The sequence below is a fragment of the Galbibacter mesophilus genome, assembly GCF_023721415.1.
Taxonomy (GTDB): Bacteria; Bacteroidota; Bacteroidia; order Flavobacteriales; family Flavobacteriaceae; genus Galbibacter; species Galbibacter mesophilus.
Window position 1 is genome coordinate 19,573 of the sequence record NZ_JAMQVC010000005.1, and the last position, 12,355, is coordinate 31,927.

Here is a 12,355-nt window from a genome sequence, read left to right on the forward strand (position 1 = left end):
ATTATTTTATTTACTGTAACTTCTAGGTCCCAGAAAGGTTGTAGAAGTAGTTTCTATAAGTTTACCATCGCTAAAAACACCAATTTTTAAATTGGTTTTATCGTTTTTTAGAAAAGCTTTGTCTATTTCAATAAATAAGGTGCTTTCGAAAAGTCCTTCCTTCGGAATGTCAAAATTCTGGTTGGAAACTAATTTAATTTCCCCTTTAGGCGAAAGCAGTTCAAAATGAACATTATCAATTTCATTAACCGTTTTGTTGATGATTTTGAAGGTGTACACATTACTTATGATATTCTCTCCTTTGTGTTCGTATAATTGTCCTGGCAGGCGCAATATTGTAGCCTCCACATCATTTCTCAAAAAGAGCATTCCTATTAGCAGTCCGATTAAAATTACCAAAACTGCGGTGTATCCTTTTAATCTAGGCGTAAATTTAAAGCGTGCTTTTTTCTCGATATTGTCTTCACTAGCATACCGAATTAGACCTTTGGGTAGATTCACCTTCTCCATGATAGTGTTGCATTCGTCTATGCAAGCCGTACAATTAACACACTCAAGCTGCGTTCCGTTTCGGATGTCTATTCCTGTAGGACAAACGTGCACACATTGTTTGCAGTCGATACAATCTCCAAAGCCCAAAGCGTCGCGGTCTTCACCTTTTTTGAATTTTTTTCTTCCGTTTTCTTTTTCACCCCGCTTGTGATCGTAGGCTACAATAATAGACTTATTATCCAGCAACACGCCCTGAAGTCTTCCGTAAGGACAGGCAATTATGCACACCTGTTCCCTAAACCATGCGAAGACGAAATAGAAAACCGCCGTAAAAATAAGAAGTGAAATCAGGGTAGAAACATGGTTTACGGGATTTTCTGTGACGTAGCGAATTAACTGGTCACTCCCGATGAGGTAGGCCAAAAACACATTGGCAATGAGAAAGGAGATAAGAAAAAAGATGAACCATTTCAATAATCTTTTTCTAATCTTTTGCGCATTCCATTCTTGTTTGTCCAAACGCATTTGTGCTCCGCGGTCGCCATCAATCCAATATTCTATCCGGCGGAAAACCATTTCCATAAATATGGTTTGCGGACAAATCCATCCACAGAAAATTCTACCAAAAGCGACTGTAAAAAGAGTGACAAAAACCACTCCGATAATCATGGAAATTACAAACAGGTAAAAATCCTGTGGCCAAAAGGGGAACCCGAAAATATTGAACCGCCTTTCAAGTACATTGAACAGTAAAAATTGGTTTCCGTTGATTTTGATAAAGGGAGCAAGGATTAAAAAGGCCAACAAAAAATAGCTTACATATTTTCGGTATTTGTAATAGTGGCCATGAGGCTTTTTGGGAAATACCCAAGCCCTTTTCCCTTCTTCGTTTATTGTACCGATAGAATCCCTGAATTTTTCTTCGGAAGTCTCCATTTTTTAGCGTTTAGCTCCTTTAAAGCAATTAAAATTCGCTTGCTGAGTTGAAAAAATATTGCCGTTTTCAACAAATTATTCAAACTATTATCTGCGGAAAGAGTACAAAACCCTTGCCTTTTCAATGTTACTATTGCCCTGCTTCCTCAATCCAAATATCACCTTCCGGAGCCTTTCCGTCTGGCGGATTAGTGCCGTGCAATGTTAGGATGTAACTAGCCACAAGTTGTATTTCTGATGGTTTTAGGGATTGTTTCCATGCAATCATTCCTTTACCGCTTCGACCACCTTCAGAAATAGTGTGGAAAATGTTTTTTATACCACCACCCAAAATCCAATGATCATCTGTTAAGTTTGGTCCAATTGCCCCACCTCCATCAGCACGATGACACGCAACGCAATTAACTTTAAAGATTTCCGCTCCTTTTTTTATGTCGCCGTCTTCAGTAAGCGCTACAACAGTTTTGGCATCAACTAAATCAACAGCTGTTTTTTTGTATTCTTCAATAGCTATTTGTGCAGCAGCAACTTCTTTTTCGTATTCTATTTTCTGACTGTCACCATTAAAAACGTGGTACTTCAGCATGTAGACAAAGGCAAATAAAATACTGGCATAAAATCCGTACAGCCACCAAGGCGGAAGAGAGTTGTCCAATTCTTGAATCCCATCGTAATTATGATCTAGGATAATTTCGTCTTCCTCTTCAATAGGTTTTGTCTTGGTAAGTTTTCGCATTAAGTTTTTATACCAAGAATTTTCTTGAGCTTGCTGTAATTGTTCTTCTGTAAGCAACCACGTGGTTAGACTTTTCATAGATGCAGCTACAATTTCTGCAGCTACAAGCAGTATGGCAAAAAGCACTAAAAAGATGGAAACCTGTGGATATTTAATAAAGGCCGGCATGTCACCCGAATCGATAAAATATTCAGCCGCACAAAAAACAATAACCAGGATAAGTATGACTCTTAAATAGGATGATAATGTTCTCATGATGTTTTGTTTTGTTGATCGTTTTCTTCTAATGGAAAATTACTTACTCGTTGGATATAATCTTTGTTTGCAGTAAAGACCCACCAAAAAAGAATCACGAAAAAGACGAAAAAAATAAGTAGTGAAAATATCGGGTATATGGCTACACCATCGATGGAGTCCATATAATTTTTAGCAAATTTCATCATGATTACTTCGTTTTAGAGGTTGATTCTTCTTGATTGAAATCTATTTTTATATCGGTACCCAATCTTTGTAGATAGGCAATAAGCGCTACAATTTCACGATCTTTCATTTCTACAAACTCTTCGTTGTTCATTTCCGCAGCTCTCTTATCAGCTTCATAAGATTCCTTAAAGTCGGGATCCTGATAAAGATTCTGTTCGATAGTTGCACCTTGTTCATCCATGCTTTTTTGCGCATTGGCAATTTCTTCTTCAGAATAAGGCACTCCCATTTTCGCCATTGCTTTCATTTTAGCTTCCGTTTCAGATCGATCCAGTTTATCTGTAATCAACCAACGGTATGAAGGCATGATACTTCCCGCCGATGTACTTTGTGGATCGTACATGTGGTTAAAGTGCCAATTGTCGTTGTATTTGCCACCTATCCTGTGTAAATCGGGTCCGGTACGTTTACTTCCCCATAAAAACGGGTGGTCATAAACATATTCCCCTGCTTTGGAGTATTCACCGTAACGCTCCACTTCACTCCTAAAAGGTCTTATCATTTGCGAGTGGCAGGAAACACAACCTTCTCTAATGTAGATATCACGTCCTTCCAATTCTAATGGAGTATAAGGAGTTACACTAGATATGGTGGGAATATTGGATTTCACCAAAATAGTAGGTACAATCTGTACAATTCCACCAATTAAAATAGCGATGGTAGCTAATATGGTTAATTGAACAGGCTTTCTTTCCAACCAACTGTGGAAAGTTTCCCCAGAAAGTCTTTTTTTAGAAACACGTGTTAGCGGTGCAGCCTCTGCCAATTCATCTTTAACATCCATTCCAGAGCGAATGGTTTTAACCGCGTTGTAAACTCCTATGGCAGCACCTACCAAATAAAGTGTTCCTCCAGCAGCTCTCATGGCATACATTGGGATTATTTGAGTAACAGTCTCTAAAAAGTTTCCGTAAAGAAGTGTTCCGTCTGGATTAAATTGGTTCCACATAGAAGCTTGGGTAAACCCGGCTACGTACATAGGTAGGGCATATAAAACGATACCTAAGGTGCCAATCCAGAAATGGAAATTGGCCAGTTTTACGGAATGCAGTTTGGTCTTGAACATTTTAGGAACCAAATAGTAAATCATCCCGAAGGTCAAGAAACCGTTCCAGGCCAGTGCGCCAACGTGAACGTGGGCTATAATCCAATCTGTAAAGTGCCCGATGGCATTTACCGTTTTAAGCGATAGCATAGGTCCTTCGAAAGTCGCCATACCATAACCGGTAATTGCAACTACAAAGAACTTAAGAACTGGGTCTGTTCGCACTTTGTCCCACGCACCGCGAAGCGTTAATAAACCATTAATCATACCTCCCCAAGACGGAGCGATAAGCATAACGGAAAATGCAACACCTAAGTTTTGTGCCCAATCCGGTAGGGCAGTATATAAAAGGTGGTGTGGTCCAGCCCAGATATAAATGAATATCAACGACCAAAAATGGACGATAGAAAGTCTGTAGGAATAAATAGGTCTGTTTGCGGCTTTAGGTACAAAATAGTACATAAGTCCTAAAAATGGAGTCGTTAAAAAGAATGCAACCGCATTATGCCCGTACCACCATTGTACCAGTGCATCTTGCACCCCGGCGTACACGGAATAACTTTTTAAAGCACTTACAGGAAGTTCTAAACTATTAAAAATATGAAGAACGGCTACCGTTACGAATGTTCCCAAATAAAACCAAACCGCAACATATAAGTGTCTTTGACGTCTTTTTAAAATCGTTCCAATCATATTTACCCCGAAAGCTACCCATACCAGTGCAATTGCAATATCGATGGGCCATTCAAGTTCGGCATATTCTTTTGAAGTGGTATAGCCAAGAGGTAAGGTAATGGCCGCAGCAACAATAATAAGCTGCCAACCCCAAAAATTGAACTTACTTAAAAAGTCACTGTACATCCTAGCTTTTAGGAGACGCTGAAGGGAATAATACACCCCAGCATAAATTGCATTTCCTACAAAGGCGAAGATTACGGCGTTTGTATGCAAAGGTCTAAGCCTTCCAAAGCTTAACCAAGAAATACCATCTGTTAAATTTGGGAAAATAAACATAAAAGCGAGTAGGAGCCCAACGAGCATTCCTATCATTCCCCAAAACATGGTTGCATAAAGAAATTTCTTTACAATTTTGTTGTCGTAATAAAATTGTTCCATTTCCATAGGTTACTATTGTTTGTTGTTATCAGTTGTATTAGGTTCTTTTTTTAATTCGTCTTCAAAAAGCATTCTAATAGAAGGAGTGTAGCTATCGTCGTATTGTCCTGATTTTACGGCGCTAATAAAGGCAACAAAGAAGATGATTGCCACCAAAATGCTAATGGATAGAAGGAGATAGATTACACTCATAAAAATTAATTCTGGTACAAATTTATGCACTGCCTTAAGCAGAAAGTATGACTTTTATCATACTGTTAAATTATTTTAATTTTCTACTGAAATAATTCGTGCTGAGCGTTGTGAAAACCACTATGCTAATAGAACTTAGCGGCATCAAAATGGCAGCGACCACAGGAGATAAATGTCCAGTTACGGCAAATGATAACCCTATAATATTGTACACAAAAGATAGTATAAAACTGGCCTTTATGGTTAGCATTGCATTTTTACAAGCTTTAAAATATTTGTCTATTTCAGTAATTTTATTTGCATCCAGAATGGCATCACAAGCGGGGGAGAATATGTTTACGTTTTCAGAAACCGCAATGCCTACATCACTTTGTTTTAAAGCACCTGCGTCGTTGAGTCCATCGCCAATCATTACTATTTTTGCACCTTCTTGTTGATGGTGTTTAATGTATAATAACTTATCAACAGGCTGCTGATTAAACAACAGTTTTGTGTTTCTAGGTAGTAATTTACGTAAATTTTCTTTTTCACTAGTATTATCCCCAGATAAAATTACTAGTTCATATTTTTTACTGAGTTTTGAAAATAATTTAGACACTCCTTTTCTGTATTTATTGTAAAACACATACCTTCCTTTGTAGCTGTCATTCGTACTTATGTAAACACTCGTTTTATCAACTTCTTTGTGTTGTTTGTTGGTAACAAAATTGGAAGAACCTATTTTAATCTTTTGGTCTTTTATTCTTGCCAACAAGCCTTTTCCGGATATTTCCTGAAATTCATCCAATGTAAGTATGTCATTGGATTTTAAAATGGAATATAATTGCCTGCTCAACGGGTGGTTTGAACCACGAAGGGTGCTTTTAAGCAATTTTTCTTCCGCAGGATTCAAACTCACTCCCTCATAAATAATTGCATTTTTCTTCGGGGTGGTAATAGTCCCTGTTTTGTCAAAAATAACGGTGTCAATTTTAGCAATTTTTTCAATGACATTCCCGTCTTTTAGGTAAAATCCTTTCTTGCCAAAAATGCGTAATAAATTTCCTAAAGTGAAGGGCGCAGATAAAGCGAGCGCGCACGGACAGGCAATAATCAGAATGGCGGTAAACACATAAATTGCTTGCGAAGCATCTCTCCAAAGCCAATAAAATAAAGAGAGAAAAGCGATAAGCAGAATAACGACTGTAAAATATTTGCTTATTTGATCAGTTACATTTTTAAAGTTTTTGGCCGATTCTTTTTTAAACGCTTCGTTACTCCATAACTGGGTAAGGTAGCTCTGGGATACGGTGTTTACGGCTTCAATTTCAATGACATTTCGAGTCTGTTTTCCGCCCGCAAAAATTTTATCCCCCGATACTTTTTTTACAATTTCCGATTCTCCTGTTACAAAGCTGTAATCTATATATGCGTTTCCTTTGATTAGAATACTGTCTACGGGAATAATTTCTTCATTGCGAATTAAAATTCGGTCTCCTTTTTTTACATCCTGAACCTGGATGCTTTCTTCTTGGTTGTTTTCTTTGAGAACGGTTACACCGATTGGGAAATAGCTCTTGTAACTTCTTTCGAAAGATAAATAACTGTATGTTTTTTGCTGAAAGAATTTCCCAATCAGTAGAAAGAAAACGAGTCCGGAAAGACTGTCAAAGAAACCTTGTCCGGTTCCTGAAATAATCTCGTAACAACTTCTGATGAAGAGAACCGCAATTCCCAACGCAATGGGGACGTCGATGTTTAATATTTTGGAGGTAAGTCCTTTGTAAGCTGCTATAAAATAATCAGAAGCGGCGTAAAAAACTACAGGCAAAGAAAAAGCAAACATAATCCACCTAAAGAAAGGTTTGTAATGGTCCAGCCAAAACTCACTCACTTCAAAATACTCTGGAAAGGACAAGAACATAATGTTTCCAAAGGCAAAGCCGGCGATACCCAATTTGTAAAAAATACTTCGGTCTACATTTCCTTTTTCAGTGTTTTTATTTTCTAAGTTAATTTTTGGTTCATACCCAATAGAAGCCAGTATTAAAACCAGATTCTTTAAGCTGAAGTCTTGAGATGTAAACGTTACACGTATCGTTTTCTTCGGAAAATCTACCTGTGCGTTTTTTACATTAGGATGAAGCCTATGAAGGTTTTCCAAAACCCAAATACACGAACTACAATGTATGGTGGGGATGTACAGATTGACTATTTGGATGGAATCGTCATTAAACTCTAAAAGGCTTTCAACAATCTCTTGATTATTTAAAAAATCGTATTTCCCAGCGATGAGGTTGGGGGTAGTACCAGGACTTTTCTCTAAATCGTAATAAGAAGTTAAATCATTTTCAGAAAAAATTTCATAGACTGTTTTGCATCCATTGCAGCAAAAGTTTTTATCATCGAAAAAAACAGCCTCTTTTTCGCAGTCTAGCCCACAATGAAAACATAAATCGCTCACAATAAACCTTTTTTATAATACAAATCTCCTTAAAAATATGGATTTAAATTATGATATTTGTCATAACCAAAAGTAAAGTGTAAATAATGTCGCAGAACGTAGTGAGTAAGTGTGAGCAATGTATTGTGCGGAAGTTTGGTGCTTTAAAAAGTTTAAGTAAAAAAGAATTGCTGTCGGTTTCAGATTGTAAAACCAATCAATTTATAGCCAAAGGGGAATACCTTTTTAAAGAAGGAACCCATTTAAATGGTGTTTTTTGTATAAAATCGGGTATTTGCAAGCTTACCAAGTTGTCTTCCAACGGAAAAAATCAAATTGTAAAATTTATTAAGAAAGGCGATTTACTGGGTCAGCGTAGCTTAATAAGTGATGAAACCGTAAATCTATCTGCCATCGCAATTGAAGAAATGGAGGTTTGTTTCGTTCCTAGAGCCGAAATACTTGATATATTTAAGAGCAATCCAGATTTTTCAGCAGAAATAATTAACGACATCTGTTACGACCTGAAAATGGCCAACGACAGCATGGTAAATATGGCGCAAAAACCAGTAAGGTCGCGCTTCTCCAAGGCTTTATTAGACTTAAAAGAGGAATTTGGCGTAGATGAAAACGGATTTTTACAGATAACTCTTTCTAGGGAAGAGTTTGCCAATATTGTAGGCACAGCCACAGAATCTATGATTCGTATGATTTCCGATTTTTCTAAAAAAGAATTAATTGCAACAGAAGGGAAAAAGATAAAAGTGGTTAATGACTTTAAATTGGAGCAATTAGCAGAAGATTTATAATATTTTATTCCAAAACTTCCACAATTTCTTTAATTCCCTGCATTCTAGCATGGTCAGCAGCTGTAAGTCCCCGTGCATCTTTCATGGATTTGTCAGCGCCATTCTTTAGTAACAATCTCACAATATCTGTTCTTCCAAACGTGGCAGCATAAATTAAGGCGGTGGCATCGTTTCCATTGGTAAGGTTCACTTTTGCTCCGTGAGCGATCAGCAATTCAGCAATTTCCAAAAAACCTTTGAAGCAAACACCCATTAATGCAGTGTTGCCCGATGCATCTTTAGCATCCACATTAGGATTGAATTTTAAAATGCTTCTTGCCATATCCTGCTGTCCATAGTAGGTGGCTAATAAAAGAGGAGTAGAGCCTCTTTTGTCTATGGTATTAACTAGATTTGGGTCTTCAGTAAGTAGTTTTGTTACCGTTTCGGTTTCTTCGGAACGTATAGCATCAAACAATTGCTCTATTTTCATCAATGAATTAAAATTAAGTTTTTAGATAAAATGCCATGCTGTCCCGAAGCTTCGGGAGTCGAAAGGTTGTTCTTAACCCTAAAAGCTTTGACTCAGCATGACATTTTTCTCACAAAGTGAGATTAATAATGTTCCCACATTTGCGTCGAAATATTGTGAATTTTTTCAACTTATAATGCCTCGTGTGCTTGCACCGAGGTTGTTTACCCTTCAAAAATACAAATTACCATTTATACTTCCTCTGGAATTTCATTGGAGTTTGGATCTACGGTTGTCTTCATTTTTTCAATAGCCCTTTCCACGCCCTTACCATATTCCGGATCGGCAGCATAAAAATGCTTCATTTGTCGGTTAACAATTTCTTCGGAAACACCGTCTAACGCAGTGGCAATATTGATGAATAGACGCTCTTTTTGTTCATCATTGAATAAACGGAAAAGATCTCCAGGTTGTTTAAAGTCGTTATGATCTTCATGTCCGTATCGGTCCATATCTCCAGAAATATTCATAGGAGGTTCCTGAACCGATTCATCGGCAACAGGTCCGTTTTTAGAGTTTGGTTCGTAATACGCATCTGGGTTTTCGTTGTGATTTTCGAAAAAGCGCATCGCTCCATCCTTATGATAATGATTAACATCAGATTTCGGCGCATTTACCGGTAACGCCTCGTAATGCGTTCCTAATCGGTAGCGGTGTGCATCTGCGTAAGAGAAAATTCTTGCCTGCAACATTCTGTCCGGTGAGAAGCTTATTCCTGGAACGATGTTTGACGGCGAATACGCCGCATTTTCAACGTATTGAAAGTAATTGCTCGGATTTCGGTTCAATTCCAATTCTCCTACATCAATTAATGGATAGTCGCCATGAGGCCATACCTTGGTAAGGTCAAACGGATTGTATGGTGTTTTTTCAGCGTCTTTTTCTGGCATAATCTGCACTTTTAAAGACCACTTGGGGAAGTTGCCGTCTTCAATGGCTCCGTACAGCTCTTCTTGATACGATTCTCTTGTTTTTCCTATGACTTCAGCCGCTTCAGCATTTGTATAGTGTTTATGCCCTTGTTGAGTTTTAAAATGAAATTTCACCCAAAAACGCTCTCCGTCGTTGTTCCAGAAACTAAAGGTATGCGAGCCGTAACCATTCATATATTGTGGTCCTACTGGCAACCCTCTGTCAGACATTAATATAGTTACTTGATGCAAGCTTTCTGGTTGTTGCGACCAGAAATCCCACATAGCTTCCGGTGAACGTAAATTTGTTTTAGGATGTCTTTTTTGAGTTCTAATGAAATCTGGAAATTTGTATCCATCCCTTACGAAAAATACGGGTGTATTGTTTCCTACCAAATCCCAGTTACCTTCCTCAGTATAAAACTTTAATGAAAAACCGCGCACGTCCCTTTCTGCATCTGCAGCTCCCAATTCTCCAGCTACGGTAGAAAAACGCGCCATTGCTTCTGTCTTTTTACCGACTTCGGAAAATAATTTGGCGCGAGTATATTTAGAAATGTCATTGGTAACCGTAAAAGTTCCATGAGCACCCCAACCTTTAGCATGAACTACACGTTCAGGTATACGCTCACGGTTTTGGTGTGCTAGTTTTTCAATTAATTGATAGTCTTGTAAAAGAACGGGACCTCTTTTTCCTGCAGTAATCGAATGCTTGTTAGAAGGTACAGGGGCCCCGGCTGATGTTGTTAGTTTTTTCTTGCTCATAATCCTAATTATTTAAGTTTGAAATGTATGCTTTTGTTCTTCAGAATCTTAAAGTTACTAAATTAAGAGCTGTTTCATTTGGTTTTTAGATTGATTAACATGATTTAAACATAGGTTTTAGTTATTCAGAAGTAATACTTTCCCCTGTTTCGCTAATAAAAACCGATGCAACCCATAAATAAACCTTAATTAAATAGTATAATTGAAAATAAAGGCGTTAATTTGCAGCCAAAAGCAAAGAAGCTTACACAAAATTTGGTATTTTTTAATCCTTTCCAAGTATTTATTATCCCACTTTTTTAAACTTTTTGCCATAAACACTTGTTGAAAGCGTTCTATCTATTTGGATTGAATGTTTTAGAGGTGTTTAACTAATAACATTTAATTTTTTATAAACATGAAAGAAGGGACAGTAAAGTTCTTTAACAGAACAAAAGGTTTTGGATTTATTACCGAAACAGGAAGCAGTGAAGACATTTTTGTACACGAGAGCGGTTTAATTGACGATATCAATGAAAACGACAAAGTAACATTTGAAACCGAACAAGGTAGAAAAGGCCTAAATGCGGTAAACGTAGAATTGGTAGACTAAGTTATAATAACAGAAGCCATCCCTTGTGGATGGTTTTTTGTTTATAAGGCGTGAGTCAATTCCAAGCTGTGGCTGGCTATTTAAGCCTTACCAATTTTTAAAATCCTATACATTTCAATTCTAGAAATATAGGTTTGTTATTAACTTCTAAAAACCAGAAACATGCTTATTATTCCAATAAAAGAAGGCGAAAACATAGACAGAGCCTTAAAAAGATACAAGCAAAAATATCGCAAAACGCAACAATTGAAAACGTTGCGAGACAAGCAACACTTTACGAAACCTTCCTTGATAAAAAGGGAACAAATTTCTAAAGCAAAATATAAGGAAGAATACCAAAGAAATTTGGAAGATTAATTTTCAACTTAAGGTATTTAGGATAGCATTTTAGCTATCCTTTTTTTTTGGCATACAATTCCTATTGTCTAAGAATTCTACAAAATTCAGGAAAGAAAGTTGATCCCGATTAAGATCGAAACCAAATTTTAATGCTGAAGGCTCTACTGTGCCTCGGTAAATTGTTCAATTTCCTTACCTTTGAAGCATAAACATTTCAGAAGAAAAAATTATGGCTAAAGTGGCAATAATAATGGGAAGCACCAGCGATCTTCCCGTTATGCAAGATGCAATTGACGTTTTAAAAGAACTGGGTGTTGAGGTCACGGTAGATATTGTTTCTGCGCACCGAACTCCAGAAAAAATGTTCGAATTTGGTAAAAACGCCCACAAGAACGGTATTTCCGTAATTATAGCGGGCGCAGGAGGTGCAGCTCACCTGCCAGGTATGGTGGCTTCATTATCTCCGTTGCCAGTAATAGGTGTTCCAGTTAAAAGTAGTAATTCTATAGATGGTTGGGATTCCGTATTGTCTATTTTACAAATGCCAGGGGGAGTGCCTGTGGCTACCGTTGCGTTAAACGGAGCTAAAAATGCGGGTATTTTAGCGGCACAAATTATTGGGTCGTCCAATGGGGGAGTTCTTGATGCTATCATTAAATACAAAGAATCACTTAAAGAAAAAGTGATAAAAGGAGCGGAAGACGTTAAAGCGAAATATTAAGCGACTTTTTCTTTTTACAAGTTTAAAAGCATTCGATTACTTTTATATAAACCCCGATGTCCGTCGGTGTTATTTGTAGATATTCGAAAATCCCTTGGAGTCGCTCTTAGTAAAAAAAATAGGCCCTGGGGATGGGCCTATTCTATATCGCCTAAAATTTGAGGGTTTAGGTCGTTCACGCAGTTTAAAAAGTAGGTCTGGTGTATATTTTGATATTTCAATTTCTACCGTTACGCCAACATTTACGGAACTTAACAAGTCGAGGTTTTAAGAATTTAGGTTTTC

At 37.4% G+C, this 12,355-nt stretch carries 12 protein-coding genes; 4 read left to right on the forward strand and 8 right to left on the reverse strand.

All coding sequences use genetic code 11. The features are described from left to right. Positions 1 to 6 precede the first annotated feature (6 nt). The 6 genes from ccoG to NDQ75_RS14620 all read right to left on the reverse strand — a co-directional run bounded on the left by ccoG (position 7) and on the right by NDQ75_RS14620 (position 7,443). Positions 7 to 1,428, reverse strand: coding sequence for a cytochrome c oxidase accessory protein CcoG (ccoG, locus tag NDQ75_RS14595; protein ID WP_202029904.1), 1,422 nt, complete (start codon positions 1,426 to 1,428; stop codon positions 7 to 9). A 130-nt stretch (positions 1,429 to 1,558) separates the two neighbouring features. After that, entirely contained in the window at positions 1,559 to 2,419 is an 861-nt protein-coding gene (locus tag NDQ75_RS14600) for a cbb3-type cytochrome c oxidase N-terminal domain-containing protein (protein ID WP_202029903.1), read from the reverse strand. Further along, positions 2,416 to 2,607: a CcoQ/FixQ family Cbb3-type cytochrome c oxidase assembly chaperone gene (locus tag NDQ75_RS14605; RefSeq protein ID WP_242513734.1), complete on the reverse strand. Its 192-nt coding sequence runs from the start codon at positions 2,605 to 2,607 to the stop codon at positions 2,416 to 2,418. The genes NDQ75_RS14600 and NDQ75_RS14605 overlap by 4 nt, the downstream gene beginning before the upstream one ends. Before the next feature lie 2 nt (positions 2,608 to 2,609). Then, on the reverse strand, positions 2,610 to 4,814 hold the full coding sequence (gene ccoN, locus NDQ75_RS14610) for a cytochrome-c oxidase, cbb3-type subunit I (RefSeq protein ID WP_202029902.1): 2,205 nt from the start codon (positions 4,812 to 4,814) through the stop codon (positions 2,610 to 2,612). Positions 4,815 to 4,820: 6 nt separating this feature from the next. Next, a complete protein-coding gene (gene ccoS / locus NDQ75_RS14615; protein ID WP_202029901.1) occupies positions 4,821 to 5,000 on the reverse strand; it encodes a cbb3-type cytochrome oxidase assembly protein CcoS in 180 nt (59 codons plus the stop codon). A gap of 70 nt (positions 5,001 to 5,070) precedes the next feature. Then, complete coding sequence (locus tag NDQ75_RS14620; RefSeq protein WP_202029900.1) at positions 5,071 to 7,443, reverse strand: heavy metal translocating P-type ATPase; 2,373 nt, start codon at positions 7,441 to 7,443, stop codon at positions 5,071 to 5,073. An 86-nt stretch (positions 7,444 to 7,529) separates the two neighbouring features. Here NDQ75_RS14620 and NDQ75_RS14625 point away from each other — a divergent pair, with 86 nt between their 5' ends. Further along, positions 7,530 to 8,231: a Crp/Fnr family transcriptional regulator gene (locus tag NDQ75_RS14625; RefSeq protein ID WP_207190481.1), complete on the forward strand. Its 702-nt coding sequence runs from the start codon at positions 7,530 to 7,532 to the stop codon at positions 8,229 to 8,231. A gap of 4 nt (positions 8,232 to 8,235) precedes the next feature. Here NDQ75_RS14625 and NDQ75_RS14630 read toward each other — a convergent pair whose 3' ends face one another. Together NDQ75_RS14630 and NDQ75_RS14635 are read right to left on the reverse strand one after the other, a co-directional pair. Further along, positions 8,236 to 8,703: an ankyrin repeat domain-containing protein gene (locus NDQ75_RS14630; RefSeq protein WP_202029917.1), complete on the reverse strand. Its 468-nt coding sequence runs from the start codon at positions 8,701 to 8,703 to the stop codon at positions 8,236 to 8,238. Positions 8,704 to 8,933: 230 nt separating this feature from the next. Further along, positions 8,934 to 10,418, reverse strand: a complete 1,485-nt coding sequence (locus NDQ75_RS14635; RefSeq protein WP_202029899.1) for a catalase — start codon at positions 10,416 to 10,418, stop codon at positions 8,934 to 8,936. Positions 10,419 to 10,815: 397 nt separating this feature from the next. Here NDQ75_RS14635 and NDQ75_RS14640 point away from each other — a divergent pair, with 397 nt between their 5' ends. From NDQ75_RS14640 to purE, 3 genes are all read left to right on the forward strand, one after another. Further along, the gene (locus NDQ75_RS14640; protein ID WP_202029898.1) at positions 10,816 to 11,010 is read left to right on the forward strand and encodes a cold-shock protein; all 195 of its coding nucleotides are present in this window, start codon (positions 10,816 to 10,818) and stop codon (positions 11,008 to 11,010) included. Positions 11,011 to 11,172: 162 nt separating this feature from the next. Further along, positions 11,173 to 11,367 carry a 30S ribosomal protein S21 gene (gene rpsU / locus NDQ75_RS14645; protein WP_202029897.1) on the forward strand — a complete coding sequence of 65 codons (195 nt, stop codon included), beginning with the start codon at positions 11,173 to 11,175 and terminating at the stop codon, positions 11,365 to 11,367. Positions 11,368 to 11,578: 211 nt separating this feature from the next. Further along, positions 11,579 to 12,070 carry a 5-(carboxyamino)imidazole ribonucleotide mutase gene (gene purE / locus NDQ75_RS14650; RefSeq protein ID WP_202029896.1) on the forward strand — a complete coding sequence of 164 codons (492 nt, stop codon included), beginning with the start codon at positions 11,579 to 11,581 and terminating at the stop codon, positions 12,068 to 12,070. Positions 12,071 to 12,355 lie beyond the last annotated feature (285 nt).